Genomic DNA, 20,286 nt, shown 5'->3' with positions numbered 1-20,286 from the left:
TCTATTTCAGGTCAATAGCCTGCCAACCGCAGCTTCTATGGCTGCTGCATCGGGCGCGAACGCGGATTCGAGCGGACGAGAGAAGGGGACGGGACAGAATGCCGCGCCCAACCGCTGTACGGGCGCCTTGAGCGCGTGAAACAGATTTTCGTGAATGACCGAACTGATCTCGGCGCCTGCTCCGAAAGGCGTGACCGCTTCGTGCACGACGATCGCTCGGCCGGTCTTCTTCACCGACGCCAGCACCGTCTCACGGTCCCACGGCGCGATGCTGCGCAGATCGATCAGTTCGGCTGATATGCCACGGCTCGCGAGGGCCTCGACCGCCGCAGCCGCTTCCTGGACCATTTTCGCGTAGGCAATGACCGTCACGTCGCTGCCTTCCCGCACGACACTGGCTTTGCCGATGGGGACGCGGTGCCCGCTTTCGGGCGCCTCGCCCTTGGTGAAATAGGTCGGCAGATTCTCGATGAAGATCACCGGATCGGGATCGTCGATGGCGCTGCGCAGCAGGCCATAGGCGTCGCTCGGGTTCGACGGCGCCACAACCTTGATCCCCGCGGTGTGCGCGAACCAGGCCTCCAGATAGTCGCTATGCTGACCGCCGTTGGCAAAGCCGCTGCCCGTCATCGTGCGGATCACGATCGGGACGTTGGTCTGGCCGCCCGACATGAAGCGCAGCTTTGCCGCGTGGTTGACGATCATGTCCATCGCGACCGTCGTGAAATTCATCAACATGATTTCGGCGACCGGTTTGAACCCGCCCAGCGATACGCCGATTGCGGCACCGACGATCGCCTGCTCGGCAATCGGGGTGGACCGCACGCGATGATCGCCGAACCGCGTCGACAATCCCTTGGTAACTCCGAGGACGCCGCCATCCTCGGGGTCTGCGACATCCTCACCCAGGATCAGCACAGCTTCGTCGGCTTCCATGGCGTCGACGAGCGCCCGGTTAATGCTCTCGAGGATGGTGATGCTGCCCATCACGCCGCCTCCGCCGCGAACACATCGCGCGACAGTTCGCCGACGTCGGGAAAATCGCTTGCCAGCGCATAATCGATCGCTTGGTCGATCTCGGCGTCGATGGCCGCTTCCATGGCGGCAAGATCGGCTTCGGCGGCGTGTCCCTGTTCGATCAGCCACTCGCGGAAGCGGGGGACGGGATCGGCCGCTATTGCCGCCGCTTTGCGCTCGGGGTCCATATAAGCATCGGTGTCGCCGAAAATATGGCCGTGAAAACGATAGGTCATCGCCTCGACAAGCGTCGGACCTGCGCCGCTCCGCGCACGCTCGACTGCATCGCGCGCTGCAGCATAGGTTTCGAGCACATCGTTTCCGTCGACGCGGATGCCCGGCATCGAATAGGATGCCGCCCGGTCCGCGACACGCGGTGCCGACGTTGCTTTCTCATAGGCGGTGTGCTCGCCCCACTCATTATTCTGGCAAACGAAGACAACGGGCAGCTTCCAAACGGATGCCAGGTTGAGCGCTTCGTGAAACGCACCGATATTCGAGGCCCCGTCGCCGAAATAGGCCACTGTCACTCGGCCGTCGCCCTTTAGCTGCGACGACCACGCAAGACCGTTGGCGATCGGCATCGAACTTCCCACGATCCCGGTCGTCACCATTACCCCCGATTTCGGATGGGTAATGTGCATCGGGCCCCCCTTGCCCTTGCAGGTTCCGGTGACGCGACCCGCAAGCTCGGCCCAAAGGTCTTTCAGCGGCACGCCCTTGGCCAGCATATCGTGGGTGCCGCGATAGATAGTGCAAATATAGTCGTTGTCATTCAGATTGGCCGACACCGCGCTCGGGATCACTTCCTGCCCGCGCGGTGAATAATAGGGCATGACGAGCCGGCCGGTCATGATCACCTTGCGCGACCGTTCGTCATTGGCCTTGATGAGCGCCATGCGCCGGTAGATCGCAACGAGCGTCGCTGCGTCGGGGGCGGTTCGGTTGGTCATGCGGGTGCAGATCCTTCAGCCGCGAAGCCGGTCGTAGGGCTGGTAGCCAAAATCGGCCGTGTCACGCTGGCCGATCACGAAAACATCGGGATCGATGGCGCTGCTGGCGAGGCCGGCATGCGTATAGACCCAGTCCATCACGACGACGCGATCGAGTAGCCGCCATTCGCCATCGCGGCATTCGAGGACATCGGCATATCGGCCGCCGGCCACGTCGTCGGCGATGCCCTCACCATCGGGCCGGATGTGATGCGCGATAAAGACGGTTTCTGCGGCGGCGCGATTACCGGCCACTTCGATATTCGACTGGCCGATCATGTGCGTGGTCGAGGTCCAATGATCGCGCATGTAGGGAATGATAAACTCGGCGAAGTCGCGCGCAGGGCCGTTGTAGATGCCATGATTGTCATGCGCGTCGTCCCAATAGACACTGGCGAGCGCTTCGGCGTCGAGCCTGTCGATACCGCGGCAATATCGTTCCAAAACCAGCCGGATTCGCTGGTGGTTCAAAATCTCGTTCAGATCGTCCTGCATGTTTCAGACCTCTTCTCTTGCTCTCGACGTTAGAATGCGTGTTCGCAGCGCATCTTGACGGGCCGCGACAATTTTTGCGCTCGGAACGACACCCCCGGCCTGTATCCCGATGGCTTCGAAATCGTTGTCGAAGCGACTGATACGGACCGCCTGCAATCGGGATTTTGTCGTCAAAGATAAAGACGCGCGGTGCGTGGCAAATTCATTATTCGGTGATCACGGATCAAAAGAGCGACCATCAGAAGAGCTCGGTTGGGGAGGAAAATGATGAGGTTCAAACTCGGAAGCGTGGCTCTCGTGTTGCTGTCGTCGTCGGCCCCCGCCTGGGCGCAGGGCACCACGCCGCCAGCCGACGCGACGGCCGCGAATGACGGCAACGAGATCATCGTGCTGGCTCAGCGACGCGCCGAACGGCTTCAGGATGTGCCGATCTCGGTGGTGGTGCAAAGCGGCGAACAGCTCGAGACGGCTGGCGTGGACAATCTGCGCGATCTCGGCGCCGTGACGCCCGGCCTGACCTTCCAGGCGCAAGGCAACTTCGTGCAGCCGGCGCTGCGCGGGATCACGACGCTCGTCACCGGACCCGGTTCGGACAACCCGATCGCACTCTATATCGATGGTGTTTATGAGGGGACCCAGGCTGGCGCCTCGATCGACTTGCCCGATGTTGAGAGGATCGAAGTGTCCAAGGGCCCGCAAGGCACATTGTTCGGGCGGAATTCAACCGGCGGCGCGATCCAGATATTTACCAAGACCCCCAGCTTCACGCCGACGGGCAGCATTTCGGCAACCGCCGGGCTTTATGACGGCTCGGGATCCAGCCGCTCGTCCTATGATCTGGGGGTGAAGGGATATGTGAGCGGTCCGATCGTTGCCGACAAGATCGCCGCCAGCCTGTCCTTCGCCTATCGCAATGTCGACGGCTATTCGACGAACATTGTCTATGACGGTCTGCCGACGGCAATCCAGAATGCCTATGGCTCCGATCGCATGGACTGGCTGAAATCGGTCACGCTACGCGGCAAGTTGCTGTTTACGCCTACCGAGAATGTTTCGGTTCTGCTCAGCGGCTATTATATGCACCGCAAGAGCGATCATGGTAGCGCCGGGTTGCCGGTGGGCGGTCTGACCGCGGGAGCTTTCTATCCCGACGCCGTATTCGGTACGCGACCCTTCGAATATGCATATGACGCGCCCGATCCGCTGACCGAGATCAAGAATTATGGCGGTGCGCTGAAGATCGATATCGACACTGGCGCCGGCACATTGACCTCGACGACCAGCTACACGCTCAGCCGGCATCGCGAACGCGTCGATGTCGACGCTTCCTATTCACCGCAGTGCCTCGCCGCGGCGCCGATGACATTTGCGTGCATCGCGTTCGCCGATACGCAGCCCAACGACAATTTCCTTCAGGACATATTGTTCACGTCCGAACAGATGGGGCGCATGAAATTCGTCGTGGGCGGCAACTTCTTCAGCAGCAATGGCGATCTGTCGGGGGTTATCAGCGATTTCAGCGGGGGCGCCCAGCCGGGTGCGCCGGCTGTCATCTACAATCCGCTGCTGATCGCGACGACCCGCGTCAAGACCCGCGCCTACGGCATTTTCGCGCAGGCCGACATTGATCTGACGGACCAGCTCACACTGACCACGGGCTTGCGCTACAGCTATGAGAAGAAGAAGGGCTATATCACCTTCTTCGGTTCGCCTTTCACCAACTTTGCGAACCCTAGCTGGGACAGCTTCACGCCGCGGGTTGGCCTTCGCTATGCGCTCGACGGCCGCAGCAATATCTACGCGACCTTCAGCAAGGGCTTCAAAAGCGGTATCCTGCCGATCCTGACCATCGGCGATCCGGTGAACCCCGAAAAGATCACAGCCTATGAAGTTGGCTACAAGACGGCGCAGCCCAGCTATTCGCTGAATCTCGCGGCGTTCTTCTACGATTATAAGGATCTGCAGATTCAGTCGTTTACCGGGACGACAATCATTCCGACCAACGCGGCCTCGGCCCGCATTTTCGGCGTCGAATTCGACGGGACCGTCGATCTCGGCTCTTCGCTCAGCGCGCGGGGAGGGGTGACATGGATGCCCAAGGCGGATTTCCGCAGTTTCCCGAACGCCGCAGGCTATCAGCCGGTCATCACGGCGGGCGGACTTCCCCCGGTGGTCGCCGATGTCAGCGGCCAGCGGCTGGTCCGTGCGCCGAAAGTCAGCGCGGTCGCGAGCGTGACCTACACCGGCCGCGTCGGGGGTGGCGACCTGACGATTACACCCAGCGTCCACTACTCGAGCAAATATCTGCCCTATGACGCGTTCGACCTGCTGGTTCAGGGCGCCTATGCGCGCGTGGCGACCGAGATTGCATACAAGCCGGATAACAGCGGCTTGCGTCTCGCATTGTGGGTGCACAACCTCACGAATGCCAAGTCGTTCAGCTCGACAACCATTTCGGCCGGTGCTGCACGTGCCACCTATGAAGAGCCGCGCGAGTTCGGCATCACCGTCGGATATGATTTCTGACCACGATGCCGGCAGCGATCAAGAGGGAGCAAGGTGTGACGCCGGAGATCAGTTTCAACGACCCGGATATCCAGCGTTGCCCCTTTGCGGCCTATGAAGAAATCCGCAAGGCGGGGCCCGTCTATTACGACAAATCAAACGGCTTCTACATCGTCACCGGCTATGACGATATCCGCAAGGCCGCGATGGATACAAAGACCTTTTCCAGCGTTACGGGCCAATTGCTCGTCAAGACGGCGCCCTATCAGGAGCGGATCGACGCCATCTATCGCGAGAACGGCTATTTGCCGGTGACCGCACTGGTTGTGGCCGATCCACCAATCCACAGCTTTCACCGCTCGCTCGTCGACAAGGTGTTCACCGTGTCGAGCGTCAAGCGGATGGAAGCCTATCTTGCGGGGGTGGTCGACGAAATGATCGACCAGATCATCGGTTCGGGTGCTGCCGATTTCTACTATGATCTCGCAGTCAAAATTCCCAATCATGTCCTGTCGGACCAGATCGGTCTGCCGCGCGAGCGGTTCGCCGATTTCAAGCGCTGGGCCGACGCGATCGTCCAGGAGGCTGACCCCAACAACGGCGAAGAACGTCAGGTCGAAATCACGCACACCATTTGCGAATTGCAGCAGTTCCTGGTCGAGCGCATCGAGGAATATCGCGACGTTCCGCGCCCTTGCATCCTCAACGATCTGGTCCACGCAGAGGTCAACGGCAAACGTCTGGCGATCGAAGAGATCATCCAGATCGTCGAGCAGATGCTGCCGGCTGGAAGTGACACGACAGTGGGAGCCCTTGCCAGCGCGATGCACCGGATCGCGACCACGCCGGGCCTTGAGGACGAGCTTCGCTCCGACCCGTCGCTCATCGCCAACTTCGTCGAAGAGGTGCTGCGAACTGCGGCGCCGGTTCAGGGGCTTTGGCGCCGGGCAACCTGCGATACAGAGATCGGCGGGGTGCCGATCGCCAAGGATTCGATCATCGTGCTGCGCTTTGGCGCGGGCAATTACGATCCTGCGGTGTTTCCCGACCCCGATCGCTTCGATATCCGGCGGACGAACGCGCGCCGGCATTTCGCTTTCGGCGTCGGGCCCCATTTTTGTGTCGGCAATCTGCTCGCACGAGGCGAGCTCAGGATCACGATCGACCGTCTGCTCCAGCGCATGAAGAACCTACGCCTGGCGCGCGGCGAGGCCGGCGTATCCTGGCAGGCTCATTTCTTCGCCTTTGGTCCCAGCCGGCTTGAAATCGCTTTCGATCTTGTCTGACGGGCTTTCATCCCATGACTTACGACCTTGTGAAATATGGCCAGACCGGTGCCGTGGCTGTCATCGAACAGAACCGGCCCGACAAGCGCAACGCCCAGAACCAGTTGATGCTGACCGAGATCGAAGCCGCGCTCGATCGCGCAGCCACCGATGCTTCGGTGCGCGTCATCGTCATCGGCGGCATCGGCGGTCATTTTTCGGCAGGCCATGATCTGCGCGAAGGCGAGGAAAAGCGCGCCAACCTGTCTGTCGAAGAGCGCTGGGCCTATGAGGAAAAGCATTTCTACGGGCTGTGCCTGAAAATCTGGGACTGCCCCAAGCCCACCATCGCGCGCGTGCAGGGTGCCTGTGTCTCGGGCGCATTCATGATGGCGAACATGTGCGACCTGATAGTCGCATCGGACGACGCCTATTTCGCCGATCCGGTGGTTCACAGCCTGGGTGCGGCGTCGGTCGAGATACTAGTACATCCCTGGGTGATGGGACTTCGCCGTGCCAAGGAGATGCTGTTCACGGGCGAGCGCATGACCGCCGCCGAAGCGAATGCTATCGGGCTCGTCAACCGGATCGCACCGGTCGCAGAGCTGGATAATGCGGCGATGGCGCTGGCGTTGCGCATCGCCGAGGCGCCGCCGTTCGGCGTTCGCCTGACGAAGCGATCGCTCAACCACGGGCACGATCTTGCCGGATTCCGCTCCGCGCTGGAGGCCCATTTTACCGCACACGAGCTTTCGCATTTCAGCCGCGAATATCTTGCGACCGTGACGCGCGGGCTCGGCGCTGCGGTCGATCAGGGCAAGCGGCTGCTCGCCGGATAACGCGTCAGAGTTCGACGTCGGTCGACATATCCTTGCGAAACTTGCGCGGACTGGCGCCGAACCAGCGGTGGCAACTGCGCGTCAGCACCGATGGCTCGCTATAGCCGAGCATCGCGGCAACGCGCGTCAGCGGGATCGTCGGCTGACCGAGGTAGCGAATGGCCGCCTCGCGCCGCACCTCGTCCTTGATATCCTCGAAGCTTACGCCTTCCTCGCTCAATCGGCGCTGCATCGTGCGCGGGTGCATTCCGATGGCGGCGGCTACATCGACGTGCAGACTACCGCCATGCGACAGGAGCCGTGCAGCAACCGAACGCACGCGCCCGGACAGCGGTCGCGCCGAATCCGGAAACTGCGTGTCGATGAAGGACGTCGCCATGTCGTACAGCTGCTGACTGCGATTGGCGATCGGCGCTGCAAGGTCGGCGCGGTTGAGGAAAATCGCGTTGAACGGGGCGTTCATCTCGACGCGCGCGCCGAAGTACTGGCTGTAGCGCGTGGGCGCCGAAATATAATCATGGCCGAACCATACTTCGCGCGCACGCACGCTTCCGCCCGACAGCGCGAGGATCGCGTGGTGCATCAGCGCCATCCCCTGTTCGATCGCCTGCTCCTGGTGGGGCAGCCGGTCGAGGCAAATCTCCCAGCGTATATAGGGTCGGCCGCTGCCGCGTTCATTCTCGAGCGTCAGCTCGCTGGCCAGGCTGTAAGTACGTAAATGGTCGGCACAATAGCGATAGGCGTCGCCAAGCGTGGGCGCGTTCGACATCGCGACTTCCAGCGGGCCGAGGACCGCCGTGCCGCCTTGATGCGATGCAAATGTCATCCCGAAGTCGGGTCGCTGAAGTTCGATGGCCGTCCGGTGCAACAGCCGGATCGCGCGGCGATAGGATATCATCGCGCCCGTCTGGCCGAAAATCTCCGGCGAGATATTTTCCTTTGCCAGCAGGGGTTCGGGATCGCCGCCCAGCCGGCTTACGACCTCCGGATACAGGCGCAGGATGTCCGCACGAACCAGTGCCGTCTTGGCGCTGGCATCCTCGTGATCTCTGTCGAGAAGCTTTGCAGTGCTAGCCATTTCGCTCTCCCTGACGCCCTTTTTCGACGCCATTTCTTGTCCGGCACGTCATTTGCGAAGAATCGCCGCGCTCCGTTACGGCGCGAATCATCTGCTCTTTGTCGTCAAAAATCAAGATATTGCCCGACAGGCGATATAGGATGATGTTGCCGTGATGCGCGCCCCGAAACCGGCGGTTTTCTGCGGCAAGGGTCGCCGGATGTCAGGTCAATGTCGCCCGCCGCCAAGATGCGCCAGAGCCGCTCGATTATGTTCGCCGCAACGCCCATTCGCGGGCGAAGGGAGCATGGTTTTGGCGACGCAGCGATTTGATATGCCGGCTCTTTTCGGTCCGAGCCCGGTACCTGACCGGAGCCTTATATCCTTCGCGGAGGTCGTCTCGATCGGTTTCGAGACCAGCGTCGCGGCGGCCGAACGGCTGCTGCCGCGCTTCTTCCGAACCGCCGCGCAGCCGGTCGTCACCGTCACCCGCATCGATTACAGCGACGTGGATTATCTGGGCGGCCGCGGATATCGCGAGATCGTCGTTTCGGTGAGCGCGCTCCATGGCGATGACGAGCGCCCGTCGGGCTTTGCCCCGGTGATGTGGGTGACCGAGCCCGGCGCGCTTATCAGCGGCCGCGAGTTCATGGGCTTTGCGAAATTGCCCGCGGCGATGGATATGATCGAACGGAGCGACGACGGCCGTCGCTTCCGGGCTTCCGAATATGACGCGGTCCTGATCGAGGGCAAAGTCTCGGGCTTGCGTCCGTTGTCCGACGACGCCTTGGCACGGGTGAACCAGAGCGCGGGGGAGGTGCGAACTTTCGGCTGGAAACTGATCCCGGGTGACGGGGCCGAACCCGACGCCGATCACCCGATGGTGAATGTCATGCGGTGGCACTACGACCGGGCATGGTCTGGCGACGGCGACATTCGCTTTCATCGCCCTGATTTCCGCGATGCGCCGCTATCGGCGCGCGTCGTCGACGTGCTAGCCGATATACCCGTTGTCGCCCGCCGCCGGGCATTTGTTGCCGAGGGACGCGCCGAAATCGATCGTTCGGCGACGCGGCGCCTTCATGGCTGACCGCCACTACCGCGAGGACGCCGGTGGCTGGCGAACGCGCTGGAATCCCGACCGCGCCGATCGCGCTGTCCGCGATGGCGACTGGACCAATCGAACGATCGCCGATCTCGCTGCCGAGCGGGTAGCTGCCAACCCAGGGCGAATCCTGTTGATCGACGGCGAGCGCCGGCTCTCCTGCAGCGATCTCTACGATAGTGCGCAAAGGCTTGCCGGCTACTTTGACGCTATCGGGCTGAAACCGGGCGAGGTCGTTTCGTTTCAGCTGCCCAACTGGTGGGAATGTTCGGTCATCAACCTTGCGGCTGCAATGACGGGCGTGGTCGTGAACCCGATCGTCCCGATCAACCGCGACGCCGAAGTGACCTTCATGCTGCGGGAATCGCGTAGCCGGTTGATGTTCGTGCCTGGCACTTTCCGCGGCTTCGACCACGCCGCGATGATGGCGCGGATCGCTCCCGATCTTGGCGACGGGCCTGCAGTGATCGTCGTTCGCGGCGTGGCGGAAGGATGCCGGAGCTTCGACGAGATACTCGCCGGGGCGCCGTTGACGACAGCCCGGCCGGTCGATCCCGACGCAGTGAAACTGCTGATGTACACTTCGGGTACGACGGGCCGGCCAAAGGGTGTTCTTCATTCGCACAACAGCATCGGCGCTGATTCGGTCAAGATGGCCGCGGCGATGGATCTGGGCATTGGCGACAGCACGTTCTCGCCATCGCCGGTCACGCATGTCAGCGGCTTTCTGTGGGCGCTCAACGCGCCGTGGATCATCGATGTCCCTGCGGTGATCGTCGATATATGGGAAGCCGAACGTGCGCTCGATCTTGTGAAAGCGCACCACTGTACCTTCATGCTGGGCGCCACGCCCTTCCTGCAGGACTTCCTCGCCGTCGCCCGCGCGCGCGACGAAACGGTGCCGTCGCTCCGCTATTTCCTGTGCGGCGGTGCATCTGTCCCGCCCGAACTGATCTACGGCGCGGCGCGGCAATTTCCGAATTGTATCCCGTTCCGGACTTTCGGCGCGACCGAAGCGCCGACGATGACCGCCGGCCCGGCATCGCGCGACGATATGAGGCTGGCGGCCGAAACCGACGGACGCCTTCTCCGTTGCGAGGTCAAGATCGTTGATGTTGCGACCGGCATGCCGCTCGAAGCGGGCGAGGACGGGGAGATACTGGTGCGCGAGCCCAGCATGGCGCTCGGCTATGCGCGGCCCGAAGACAATGAAGATGCCTATGACGAGGAAGGCTATTTCCGGATGGGCGACCTCGGCCGCCTCGTCGACGGTGATCACATCGTCTGCACCGGCCGCAAGAAGGATCTGATCATCCGCGCGGGCGAAAACATAAGCGCGCGCGAAATCGAGGATGTGCTGTTTTCCTCTCCGCTGATCGAGGAAGTCGCGGTCGTTTCGATGCCGAGCAAGCGGACCGGTGAAGCCATTTGCGCTTTCATCGTTCCGGCGGCCGGAGCGTCGGTCGACCTGGCCGATGTGACCGCGATGGTGAACGCGGCGGGGTTGGCGCGTCAGAAAACGCCCGAGCATCTGGTGCTTGTCGAAGATCTCCCGAAAACGCCCTCGGGCAAAGTCCGCAAGGACCGGCTCCGGCAGATCGCAGCATGCGAAGTGCTCGAGAAGGAAAAGGCGATATGAAGCTGGCATTTTCGGCCGAGGATGAGGCGTTTCGCGCCGAAGTCCGATCCTTTCTTGCCGCCGAGCTGCCGCCCGGGCTGGCGCGGCGTGAAGCGGCAGGCTTTCACAACAAACGCGCCACAGTCCATCCGTGGCAGCAGAAGCTTTGCGCAAAGGGTTGGGCAGCGCCGAACTGGCCGGCGGAATTCGGTGGGGCAGGCTGGTCGCCGATCCAGCGCTATATCTTCGAACTGGAATGCGGCCTCGCCAACGCTCCCGAATACAGCCTGATTGCAATGTCGATGGCGGGGCCGGTGCTGTGCCGGTTTGGTAGCCCAGAGCTCCAGCAAGAGTTTCTGGAACCGATGCTGAAGGGCGACTGCTGGTTCTGTCAGGGATTTTCGGAGCCGCAGGCTGGATCGGATCTTGCCAGCCTGCGCACGCGTGCGGTGCGCGACGGCGACGACTATGTGATTACCGGGCAGAAGATATGGACGACCGACGCCCACATGGCGGACTATATGATCTGCCTGGCGCGAACCGATGCGGAGGTGAAGCCGCAGGCCGGGTTGTCGATGATCATCATGCCGATGGATGCGCCGGGCGTGACGGTGCGCCCGATCGATACGATCGACGGCGATGCGCATGTCAACGAGGTCTTCATCGAGGATGCTCGCGTTCCCGCCCATTATCTGATCGGCGAGCCAAACAGCGGGTGGACACAGGCCAAATATCTGCTCGGACATGAGCGGACGCACAATGCCTATCTGGGCATGTTGCGGCGGTATCTGGCACGAATTCCGGCATTGATCGACGACGAGCTGTGTCGCGGCTTGCCCGCTGCCGAAGCGGGCGAATACCGGCGCCGTCATGCACGGCTCGCGATCGATGTGGATGCCCTCGAATGGTCGGTGCTGCGCGTGCTGGCCGGGGAAGAGGGCCCGGCGCTGGGCGCCGCGGCGTCGGCGATCTCGATCCGCGGGGCAGCGTATCTGCTGCGCGCCGCCGACCTCGAAATGGCGATCCTTGGACCGCAGGTCGTACCGCGGTTCGGCCCCGACGACGGAGCCCCGCTCGTCGCCGGAGCGCCGCCGGCGGCCGCGGGGCGCACCACCCAATATCTCTATTGGTGGGCCGCGACGATCTTCGGCGGGTCCGACGAGATTCAGCGCAACATCATCTGGAGCACGCTGTTCCGATGATCTGCCGCCTGCAGGATACAGAAAGGTTGAGCGAGTGGATTTTGCCCTGAGCCAGGAACAGAAGATGCTGCGCGACGGTGCGCGGCGCTATCTCGCGGATGATTTCGCGACGCGGCGGCGCGGTGACGGTGCGGCAGGCAGTGCGGGTTGGCGAGGCTATGCCGATCTCGGCTGGCTCGCGTTGCTCGCGCCCGAAGATGCCGGGGGACTGGGCGGCGATATCGAGGATGTATTGATTCTCGCCGAAGAAATGGGCCGGGCCTTGTCGCTCCAGCCCTACATCGCCTCGGCCGTCCTCGCGACCGGACTGGTCGATCTGGTCGCCGCGGGGCAGCAGCGCCTCGATCTTCTGGGTGCGATGGCAAGCGGCGACCGACGCTTTGCGCCGGCGCTGTATGAACCCGGCCGTCGCTACAGGCTGGAGCCGGAAGTCCGCGCTGTGACGTCAGGCGCCGGGTACCGGTTGTCCGGCGCGAAAAGCTTGATCGCGGGCGGGGCGGGTGCGGACGGGCTGCTCGTGACGGCGTTGCTGGGCGACGGCGTTGTGGGCCTGTTTTTGGCGGCAATGGAGAATGCGGCCATCTTCCCGACACGCTATGCGACGATCGACGATGCCGACACCATCGACGTCCGTTTCGAGCAGGTCGAGCTCGGTCCTGACGCTTTGCTGGGTATCACGACAATCGATGCAATCGATGACGTGCTCGACGAAGCGCGCCTCGCGCTTTGTGCCGATACGCTGGGAGCGCTCGAACGGGCCGTGGAAATCACCGCTGACTATCTCAAGACGCGCACCCAGTTTGGCCAGCCGCTCGCGAACTTCCAGGCGCTGCAGCATAGCGTCGTCGAAATGTATATCGACGCCGATTCAATCCGTTCCAGCCTCTACAACGCCATCGCAGTCTTCGATCGCGGCGGCCGCGAGGATCGGCGACGTGCGGTGTCGAGTTGCTGGGTCAAGACCTTCGATGCTGCCAAAGGAATTGCGGGCATGGCGGTTCATCTGCATGGAGGCATCGGGATGACGACCGAGTATCCGGTCGGTCATTATCTGCGGCGGGTGATGGTGTCCGAGCGCAGCTTCGGTGATGTCGAGCATCACCTTGCGCGCTATATGGAATTGGCCGGCTAGTCGCCCTTGAAGACCGGTGCACGCTTCTCGATAAAGGCGAGCACGGCTTCATGGTGGTCGTTCGATGCCATCGTGTAGGATTCGAGCCCTGCATGCGCTTCGGCGGTGGCGATCGCCTGACGGCAAAGCTCCATGTTGATCGACCGTTTCGTTGCGCGGATCGCCATCGTGGCGCCGCTTGCCAGCCGGTCGGCATAGGCATCGACTTCGGCGTCCAGTGAATCGGCCGCGACGGCCTTGTAAATCAAGCCGATCGCTTCGGCTTCGCGCGCCGTCAGCGGGTCGCCGGTCAGCAGATGATGACGTGCCCGCGCATAGCCGATCAGTTGCGGCCAGATCAGCGCGCCGCCATCGCCCGCCGACAGGCCGATCCCGACATGGGGATCGGCAATACGGGCATCGTTCGAAGCGATCACGACATCGCAGAGCAGCGCCAGCGTCGCGCCCAGTCCCATCGCATGGCCATTCACCCTCGCGATAACGGGCTTTTCGAGACCCAACAGCGAATGAACGATCGCGGGCGCACGCGAAAGCAGGGCGGTGCGCAACGCCTTGTCCTCGGTCGCCTTGAGCAGCCCGGGCAAATCCGCGCCCGCGGAGAAGGCACGCCCCGCTCCGGTCAGGATGACGACGTCGCACTCCTCGTCGCGCGCCACGTCGAGAAATACGTACGAGAGCTCATCGTGCAGCGCCCGGCCCACCGCATTGAGCGGCGGACTGTCCATCGTCACGGTCAGAATGCGGCCACGGCGGTCGAACCGGATATGCTCGTAATTTTCGTACATCGTCGTCCTCACCTTTGTCGGGTGACCGGCGGCTTGTCATAGGGATCGCGGAGGAACTGCCGCAGTACTCTGTGAAAGTTAGACACGGACCGTTCCTGCACGGGATTTGTGCGTTCACCCTTGAAGCCGCGCGATTTGAAGCCCTTCTGGACCTCGGGAATATTTTCAAAATCCTGCCGGAAGATCAGTCCCCAGTCGCCGTCGCGCCAGTTCTCATAATATTCGCGTTCGAGTGGCGGCTCCTGACCGGGACCATAACGGACGAGCGACCAAATATCGAAAATGCAGCTTTCGGGATCGCGGCCGTTGGGCCGGACGCGATACCAGAGGACGCCGTCGACGAAGCCGTGAAGGAAGATAGTGTTGGGAAAGACGTGCCAGTCGAGTCCCGACCGCTCGATATACTCGGGCGTTAGCCCTTCGGGCCATCCCGACCCGTCGGCGGCCGCCGCCTCCATCTGGAATTCGGCCCATTTGGTAAGGGTCTCGGCGGCGCCCGTCCCGGCCGGAACCTCGTCGCGGACACGCATTGCCGCCGCATAGTTGCGCGGCGTCAACATGGTGCGCAGATCTTCCTTATACTGCTCGGCGAAGGTAACGATATGCTCCTTCATCGGCGGCTCTGGTCGCGGGGGAAGGCGGGGGGATCTGCGGAACGGAAGCGCGCCTTCGGATTCGAACCATGTCTGCGAATGGCGGCCGAATTCGCCGCTGTTCGAATAGTCGTCGGTGAATTCAAGCAATTGCGGATGCGCTTGCTGCACATGATAGAATTCGTTGAAAAAGCCGAGGACCGTCTTCCAATTTGACGGCATCACGACCGTTTTATACCATTGGAATCGCAGCTTTTCGAATTCAAACTTCTCGCAATAGTCGGGCATGGGCGACAGGAAATCGAGCAGCGGCTCGGCGTTCGTGTCCATGTTGATAAAGACGAAGCCGCCCCATGACTGACACTGGACTTCGGACAGCCTGATGTCCTCATCCTTAAGGCAGTCACCCCAGTCGCCCTTGTCGATCACCTTGATGTTCCGGCCATCAAGGCCGAAGCGCCAGCCGTGAAAGGGACAGACGAACTGCCTGTTGTTGCCGCAGCCCTCGGTCAGCCGCCGGGCACGATGCGGGCAGACGTTATGATAGGCTTTTATTTCGGTTTCGCTGGCGCGTATGACGACGATGGAGTCGTCGACGATGTCGTAGGTAACATAGTCGCCAACATTGGGTATCTCTTCGGCGCGACACGCCAGCTGCCAGACGAACGGCCAGAGCTTGTCCGCTTCCAGGTCGGCGAAGTCTTGTGCGTAATACACCTCTTTCGGAACAAAATCGTCACGCACTTCGTCGGGCGAATAGTTGTCGTTCGGCATCGGCGTTGAGGCTCCGGCATGCTGCGCGATCGCGCGACTATTTCCATGATGCGCGAGACTAAAATGCGCCGTTCGGAACCGTCTTGATATGCAGCGACAAAATCCCACCATCGCGCGACACGCAGCAAGGTGACAATGAAAAGCCTGCCGCTAGTGTCGCGTATGCCGCCCCCGAATGTCTGCTCACGTTGAAATATGCTCAGAAGCTGTCAGTCGCCAGCCGGCCAGAAACGAACCGACCGCGACGCTGTCGCCATTCTGCCCGCGCAAGACAACGGCTAAGCCCGTTAGGGCTTGCCATCCGCCTCGGGAATCAACCTCTCGCGCCGGGCCTTTGCCGCAGCCTCGCCCCTGTTTCTTGCGTCGAGCTTGCCTAGAATTGACGTTACGTGGTGATCGACGGTCTTGGCCGAAACGAACAGCGTGTCTCCGATTTGCTTGTTGGTCAGTCCCCGGTCGAGGTGCTGCAGGATTTCCATTTCGCGCCGCGTTAGTTGATAGGGATTGCTGCGTGTCGAAGCGCGCGGGCCCCGAGACCCGGTCGTGAGACCCCGCGCCGCGAGTTCAGAACGGACCCTCGCCTCAGTGGCGGTCGCGCCCAGTTTGGCGAGTATCTCGAGGGCCACCCGCGCCTGCGCATCGTCTCCTTGCGAGAGGGCCAATGCTGTTTCGAACGGCATTGCCTTGCAGGTCCAATGGTCGGCCGCGGCCTGGGCCAAGGAATGCAGATCATCCGATTTTGCGATGGCAGCCGGCCCGAGAGGTCCCGGTGGTTCTGCTCGAAGCTTGCTCCGCCAATATTCGAGTTCCTTCCGCATATGGGCATTGTGGTCGGGTCCCAGCATATCGATGGCTTCGTCGATGAGCGATAAAGCGGCTTCAGATTGCCTTGCGGAAGTCCAGGCCAATTCCGCCGACAATGATGCATAGGGCGCAAAGCGCGGCACCTCCTTCCCTTGATCCATGTGGCGCCGCAGCTCGTCAATGACCACGTCTGCCCCGGGATCTCCGCGCCTGACGAGTATTTGGGCGAGGGCGCGAACCGCAGGATTGCGCATGAGGAGCGTATTGTCGTCGCGCGCCACTATTTCCCGGGAGATTTGTTCCGCCTCTTCCCAGCGACCCAGTTTGACGAGTGCGAGCGCACGAGTTCCAGCCATATAGTCGCGCCACACATTGAGTTCATTGTCGATGCAGTAGGATTCACCTTGCACGAGCGTTTTTTCGGCAGCTTCCAGGTCGAGTCCTTGGAGCTTGAGCCAGCCCAGATTGGTAAAGGCTCTTGCGACATGCTCCTGGGTGCCGGTCGCAAGTCCAAGTTCGATACTTCGCTCCACCATCTCCGCCGCACGCGCCGGGTCCGCAAACTGAATTGCCGTGCCCCAGTTATTGTAGACCGTCGCCAGAATGTCGGTGCGGTCGAACCGCAGGGCTATCTTCTCCGCCCGCTCGCTCCAGTGAACGGACTGCTGCATGTTTTCGCCAAGCATGGCGAGATGGGCCAGATTTGCATAGGCCAGCGCGAGCTCCGCGCTCTCACCGAAAGGCTCAAGACACGCGACGGCTTCACTGCCTATCGCTTCGGCGGCAGCCCGCTGGCCGTTTAAATAGTGAAGGCGCGATAGAAAGCGCTGACAATTGCCCATCTTGAGCATCGCGCCCTGGCTTGCATAGATTGAGATGGCAGAAGCCTGTTGGTCGATAGCTTCGGATAGAGCGCCGAACATGTGAAGTTCGAACGCGTATCGTTCGCGCGCCTGCGCTTCTGCTTCGCCGTCGAGGCCGTCGAGGTCCAGAAGCGAACGCCATGCTTGTGCGGCCGCCCGGTGCGAACCCATCGTCGAAGCTTTTTCGGCGGCCGCAGGGGCGAGCACCCGGATCTTGGCGCTTTCCTTCGCGCCTAACGCATGGTGCAGACACCGCGCAGCACTTCCCCGGTTGACCTCCAGCTGGGCGAGCGCCGCAGCATGCAAACGCTGCCGCCGGAACGGGGGCAGCGAATGTTCTACGGCCTGACGGATCAACTCATGCCGAAAACCAAGCCCGTCGCCGGCCGGTACCAGCATGCCCGAGGCAAGGCATTCGTCGATCGCGGCTTCGACGATGTTGGCGGCAGCGATCGCTTGATAGGGTGTCCGTCGCGGGTAGATCGAGCACAGCTCCATCAGCGCGCGCGCCGCGTTCGAAAGTGCGCCCGCCTTTGAAACGACGAGATCGTCGATCATTGCCGGGCGCTCGCCCTTCGCGGAGAGCATTTCGCTGACGAACAACGGATTGCCGCCCGTGGCGTCATGGATGGCATGCCCGATCAGGCCGCGTTTTGCAGCGAGCTTGCCGACTGCCACGGACGATAATCGCGGCAGTTCGATCAATGTCCTCGCAGCAGCCGGGACATCGGCAGCTGCGCGGTGCAATCGCTGCTTCGCATCGCTTCCGTCGTTCCTCGACGAAGCTAAAAGCAGGAGTTGAGTACTCGTCAGCCGCCGTCCGATGAAGCGAATGAAATCGAGGCTCGCGTCGTCAGCCCAGTGAATGTCCTCGAGGATCAGCACCGTCGGCTCGCTGGCGAGGTTTGCAAGGACTTCGGCGAACAGCGCAAGACGCGACTGCCCGCGCTCGGCATTCTCAAGGCCTCGCTGATCGACGATAGTCAGATCGCGAAGAAGACTTAGCGTCTCGGGAGCGGAGAGATCCTCGCACGCCGCATGCAAGACCCGCACGCTTGACCCTGTGCGCTCGGAGAAGGCGGCCAATAGGCTGGTCTTGCCGATGCCGGCTTCGCCAGCGACGAACGCAGCGCGGCCGGCACCTTTCATGGCTTCGCCAAGAAGAGCCTCAAGCTGATCGAGGTAAACGTCGCGTTCCAGCAGCATGACAGCCGGTTTCTAAGAGAAGTCGGGGCTCAAAAATAGGGAATTCAGAATCCCAAAATAGGGAGTTCCGCCGATGTGCTCGCTCCGCAGTTCGTCCAGATAAAGCCTGCATTTAGCAACAAGGAGAATGAAAATGCCTCGCTATCTCGTCGAACGCTCGTTTCCCGCCGGCCTCAATATCCCCACCGACTGTGATGGCGCTTCCGCCTGTGTGGGTGTCGTGAACAACAATGCCGCGCGCGGTGTGACGTGGATCCACAGCTATGTGTCCGCCGACAAGCGCAAGACATACTGCATTTATGATGCGCCCGATGCGGAAGCGATCGACGAAACCGCCGCCGCCAACATGCTGCCCGTGGATGCCGTAAGCGAAGTCCGCGTGCTCGACCCCTATTTCTATTATTGATCGGACCCACAATGACTCAGGAAAAATACATCGAAATCGCCTTTGCAGCCGTCGTCACGCTGACGTCGCTGCTCGAATTCATGCTGCTTGGAATGGTGATCGACATCTCGCCGATCATTTGATGCCTGCGGCATCGGTGCGAAGGTCGGGCCGATAACCGGCGCGACCTTTGCCCTCCGGTTTGTCCATATTCCACACGATGACCTTTGGGAGACAGGATATGAAGAAGCTCTTCTCCATGCTGTTTTCGGGCACTGCCTACACGCTCTTTCTGGGCGTCTTTCTGTATTTGATAGCCTTTCTCGCCGACTTGCCCCAGATCCCGCGCCGCGTCGATGCGGGCGGGCAGGAGGCACCGGTCGCAATCGCCTTCCTTGTCGACGTTGGCCTGATCGCGCTTTTCGGGCTGCAACACAGCATCATGGCCCGGCCCTGGTTCAAGAAAGCCTGGAAGCGTCTTGTGCCGGCGCAGAGCGAGCGGAGCGTTTATGTACTGCTCGCAAGCGGTGCATTGGCGTTGCTTTTCGTGCTGTGGCGTCCGATCGAGGGAGATGTCTGGCACGCGCACAGCGCATTGCTTCAGACGATCCTTTGGTTGCTGTTTGCGGCCGGCTGGCTGATTGTCCTCGCAAGCACCTTCCTCATCAATCATTTCGAGCTGTTCGGGCTCCAGCAGGCGTGGCTTTACGTCCGGGGCAGAGCCGCTGCCGCTCCACAATTCCGGACGCCGCTCTTGTACCGGATTGTCCGGCACCCTTTGTACCTCGGCTTCCTGGTTGCATTCTGGGCAACCCCCGTGATGACCGTTGGTCATCTGCTCTTCGCTCTCGGCATGTCCTCCTACATCTTCATCGCGCTCATCTATGAAGAACGAGATCTGCTCGATCAGTTTGGAGATGAATATCTGCGTTACCAGCAGCGTGTCGGAAAAATGCTGCCGGCGATCGGGAGAAGGGCTGTCTAACGCCTCGCGGGTTCAATGCGATGCCGTCGATCAAACCTATCGACGGCATTTCGCGCCCCGGACCTCCGAGCCGATCGTGCGCTATCCGCCAACGTCAGCATGTAGATTTGGCGGAATATCGTGGCCGGTTGAGAGGCACTTGAAAAATCTTCCTCGGCGGTGTCGGAATCGCTGATGCTCGTCCGTCCTTGGGCCGCAACCCCTGGAGAAGGAGATGAACAATGCGCGTGATGGTACTGGTCAAGGCCGACAAGAATAGCGAAGCGGGAGCGATGCCGCAGCCCGAACTGCTCGCCGCAATGATGAACTATAACGAGGAGTTGGTGAAGGCTGGCGTGATGATCGCAGGCGAAGGCCTCAAGCCCTCTTCGCAGGGTGTCCGGGTCCGCTTCTCGGGCGAAACCCGCACGGTCACCGACGGGCCCTTTGCCGAAACGAGCGAATTGGTCGCGGGCTTCTGGATCTGGGAAGTGGCCTCGATGGAGGAGGCGATCGCATGGGCCAAGCGCTGCCCTAACCCCCAGATGTCGGATTCGGATCTAGAGATCCGGCCGCTCTTCGGTATGGAAGACTTCGCCGAGGTCTCGACGCCGGAGATCGATGCCCAATCGGAACAGTTGGCCAAGGATATCGAGCAGCAGCACGGTCGCTATATGTAAGTGCC

The 20,286-nt window shown here is 61.6% G+C and carries 17 protein-coding genes; 10 read left to right on the top strand and 7 right to left on the bottom strand.

The genetic code is table 11. The annotated features are described in order from the left end of the window. Nucleotides 1–6 precede the first annotated feature (6 nt). From ATE64_RS08925 to ATE64_RS08915, 3 genes are read right to left on the bottom strand one after another with little or no spacing between them, the layout of a single operon-like run. Nucleotides 7–987 (bottom strand): alpha-ketoacid dehydrogenase subunit beta, encoded by a 981-nt coding sequence (locus tag ATE64_RS08925; RefSeq protein ID WP_058454871.1) that lies wholly within the window; start codon nt 985–987, stop codon nt 7–9. Continuing rightward, on the bottom strand, nt 987–1,970 hold the full coding sequence (locus ATE64_RS08920) for a thiamine pyrophosphate-dependent dehydrogenase E1 component subunit alpha (RefSeq protein ID WP_058454870.1): 984 nt from the start codon (nt 1,968–1,970) through the stop codon (nt 987–989). Before ATE64_RS08920 ends, ATE64_RS08925 begins: the two co-directional genes overlap by 1 nt. A gap of 15 nt (nt 1,971–1,985) precedes the next feature. Beyond that, nucleotides 1,986–2,504, bottom strand: coding sequence for a nuclear transport factor 2 family protein (locus tag ATE64_RS08915; RefSeq protein WP_058454869.1), 519 nt, complete (start codon nt 2,502–2,504; stop codon nt 1,986–1,988). Nucleotides 2,505–2,768: 264 nt separating this feature from the next. Here ATE64_RS08915 and ATE64_RS08910 point away from each other — a divergent pair, with 264 nt between their 5' ends. From ATE64_RS08910 to ATE64_RS08900, 3 genes are read left to right on the top strand one after another with little or no spacing between them, the layout of a single operon-like run. Beyond that, nucleotides 2,769–5,030, top strand: coding sequence for a TonB-dependent receptor (locus ATE64_RS08910; RefSeq protein ID WP_058454868.1), 2,262 nt, complete (start codon nt 2,769–2,771; stop codon nt 5,028–5,030). 35 nt (nt 5,031–5,065) lie between these two features. After that, nucleotides 5,066–6,295: a cytochrome P450 gene (locus tag ATE64_RS08905; RefSeq protein WP_058454867.1), complete on the top strand. Its 1,230-nt coding sequence runs from the start codon at nt 5,066–5,068 to the stop codon at nt 6,293–6,295. 14 nt (nt 6,296–6,309) lie between these two features. Beyond that, complete coding sequence (locus ATE64_RS08900) at nt 6,310–7,113, top strand: enoyl-CoA hydratase (protein WP_058454866.1); 804 nt, start codon at nt 6,310–6,312, stop codon at nt 7,111–7,113. Nucleotides 7,114–7,117: 4 nt separating this feature from the next. Here ATE64_RS08900 and ATE64_RS08895 read toward each other — a convergent pair whose 3' ends face one another. Further along, on the bottom strand, nt 7,118–8,191 hold the full coding sequence (locus ATE64_RS08895) for an AraC family transcriptional regulator (protein ID WP_058454865.1): 1,074 nt from the start codon (nt 8,189–8,191) through the stop codon (nt 7,118–7,120). A gap of 313 nt (nt 8,192–8,504) precedes the next feature. Here ATE64_RS08895 and ATE64_RS08890 point away from each other — a divergent pair, with 313 nt between their 5' ends. The 4 genes from ATE64_RS08890 to ATE64_RS08875 are packed head-to-tail and all read left to right on the top strand — an operon-like array spanning nt 8,505 to nt 13,227. Continuing rightward, a complete protein-coding gene (locus ATE64_RS08890) occupies nt 8,505–9,260 on the top strand; it encodes an acetoacetate decarboxylase family protein (protein WP_058800295.1) in 756 nt (251 codons plus the stop codon). Beyond that, complete coding sequence (locus tag ATE64_RS08885) at nt 9,253–10,914, top strand: AMP-binding protein (protein WP_058454863.1); 1,662 nt, start codon at nt 9,253–9,255, stop codon at nt 10,912–10,914. The genes ATE64_RS08890 and ATE64_RS08885 overlap by 8 nt, the downstream gene beginning before the upstream one ends. Then, the gene (locus ATE64_RS08880) at nt 10,911–12,095 is read left to right on the top strand and encodes an acyl-CoA dehydrogenase family protein (RefSeq protein WP_058454862.1); all 1,185 of its coding nucleotides are present in this window, start codon (nt 10,911–10,913) and stop codon (nt 12,093–12,095) included. Before ATE64_RS08885 ends, ATE64_RS08880 begins: the two co-directional genes overlap by 4 nt. A gap of 34 nt (nt 12,096–12,129) precedes the next feature. Further along, entirely contained in the window at nt 12,130–13,227 is a 1,098-nt protein-coding gene (locus ATE64_RS08875; RefSeq protein WP_058454861.1) for an acyl-CoA dehydrogenase family protein, read from the top strand. Here the strand turns inward: ATE64_RS08875 and ATE64_RS08870 are convergent. The 3 genes from ATE64_RS08870 to ATE64_RS08860 form a co-directional block, all read right to left on the bottom strand. Further along, a complete protein-coding gene (locus ATE64_RS08870) occupies nt 13,224–14,012 on the bottom strand; it encodes an enoyl-CoA hydratase-related protein (RefSeq protein ID WP_058454860.1) in 789 nt (262 codons plus the stop codon). The two genes, ATE64_RS08875 and ATE64_RS08870, sit on opposite strands and share 4 nt — an antisense overlap. An 8-nt stretch (nt 14,013–14,020) precedes the next feature. Next, on the bottom strand, nt 14,021–15,379 hold the full coding sequence (locus tag ATE64_RS08865) for an aromatic ring-hydroxylating dioxygenase subunit alpha (RefSeq protein WP_058454859.1): 1,359 nt from the start codon (nt 15,377–15,379) through the stop codon (nt 14,021–14,023). A 287-nt stretch (nt 15,380–15,666) separates the two neighbouring features. Next, nucleotides 15,667–18,252, bottom strand: coding sequence for an AAA family ATPase (locus ATE64_RS08860; RefSeq protein WP_058454858.1), 2,586 nt, complete (start codon nt 18,250–18,252; stop codon nt 15,667–15,669). 133 nt (nt 18,253–18,385) lie between these two features. On the opposite strand from ATE64_RS08860, the gene ATE64_RS08855 reads away from it, so the two are divergent. From ATE64_RS08855 to ATE64_RS08845, 3 genes are all read left to right on the top strand, one after another. After that, on the top strand, nt 18,386–18,658 hold the full coding sequence (locus ATE64_RS08855) for a DUF4242 domain-containing protein (RefSeq protein WP_058454966.1): 273 nt from the start codon (nt 18,386–18,388) through the stop codon (nt 18,656–18,658). Nucleotides 18,659–18,878: 220 nt separating this feature from the next. After that, complete coding sequence (gene mddA / locus ATE64_RS08850; protein ID WP_058454857.1) at nt 18,879–19,622, top strand: methanethiol S-methyltransferase; 744 nt, start codon at nt 18,879–18,881, stop codon at nt 19,620–19,622. Nucleotides 19,623–19,843: 221 nt separating this feature from the next. Further along, complete coding sequence (locus tag ATE64_RS08845) at nt 19,844–20,281, top strand: YciI family protein (protein ID WP_058454856.1); 438 nt, start codon at nt 19,844–19,846, stop codon at nt 20,279–20,281. Nucleotides 20,282–20,286: the final 5 nt, after the last annotated feature.

The organism is Sphingopyxis sp. H073, from assembly GCF_001468395.1.
Lineage (GTDB): Bacteria > Pseudomonadota > Alphaproteobacteria > Sphingomonadales > Sphingomonadaceae > Sphingopyxis.
This window is presented reverse-complemented; position numbering and strand designations above follow the sequence as displayed.

What these genes read in the sequence shown, in the direction of transcription:
- ATE64_RS08900 (WP_058454866.1), top strand. Translation starts at nt 6,310, where the DNA reads ATGACTTACGACCTTGTGAAATATGGCCAGACCGGTGCCGTGGCTGTC.
- mddA (WP_058454857.1), top strand. Translation starts at nt 18,879, where the DNA reads ATGAAGAAGCTCTTCTCCATGCTGTTTTCGGGCACTGCCTACACGCTC.
- ATE64_RS08865 (WP_058454859.1), bottom strand. Translation starts at nt 15,379, where the DNA reads ATGCCGAACGACAACTATTCGCCCGACGAAGTGCGTGACGATTTTGTT.
- ATE64_RS08860 (WP_058454858.1), bottom strand. Translation starts at nt 18,252, where the DNA reads ATGCTGCTGGAACGCGACGTTTACCTCGATCAGCTTGAGGCTCTTCTT.
- ATE64_RS08890 (WP_058800295.1), top strand. Translation starts at nt 8,505, where the DNA reads ATGCCGGCTCTTTTCGGTCCGAGCCCGGTACCTGACCGGAGCCTTATA.
- ATE64_RS08870 (WP_058454860.1), bottom strand. Translation starts at nt 14,012, where the DNA reads ATGTACGAAAATTACGAGCATATCCGGTTCGACCGCCGTGGCCGCATT.
- ATE64_RS08885 (WP_058454863.1), top strand. Translation starts at nt 9,253, where the DNA reads ATGGCTGACCGCCACTACCGCGAGGACGCCGGTGGCTGGCGAACGCGC.
- ATE64_RS08845 (WP_058454856.1), top strand. Translation starts at nt 19,844, where the DNA reads ATGCGCGTGATGGTACTGGTCAAGGCCGACAAGAATAGCGAAGCGGGA.
- ATE64_RS08910 (WP_058454868.1), top strand. Translation starts at nt 2,769, where the DNA reads ATGATGAGGTTCAAACTCGGAAGCGTGGCTCTCGTGTTGCTGTCGTCG.
- ATE64_RS08920 (WP_058454870.1), bottom strand. Translation starts at nt 1,970, where the DNA reads ATGACCAACCGAACCGCCCCCGACGCAGCGACGCTCGTTGCGATCTAC.
- ATE64_RS08855 (WP_058454966.1), top strand. Translation starts at nt 18,386, where the DNA reads ATGCCTCGCTATCTCGTCGAACGCTCGTTTCCCGCCGGCCTCAATATC.
- ATE64_RS08895 (WP_058454865.1), bottom strand. Translation starts at nt 8,191, where the DNA reads ATGGCTAGCACTGCAAAGCTTCTCGACAGAGATCACGAGGATGCCAGC.
- ATE64_RS08880 (WP_058454862.1), top strand. Translation starts at nt 10,911, where the DNA reads ATGAAGCTGGCATTTTCGGCCGAGGATGAGGCGTTTCGCGCCGAAGTC.
- ATE64_RS08925 (WP_058454871.1), bottom strand. Translation starts at nt 987, where the DNA reads ATGGGCAGCATCACCATCCTCGAGAGCATTAACCGGGCGCTCGTCGAC.
- ATE64_RS08915 (WP_058454869.1), bottom strand. Translation starts at nt 2,504, where the DNA reads ATGCAGGACGATCTGAACGAGATTTTGAACCACCAGCGAATCCGGCTG.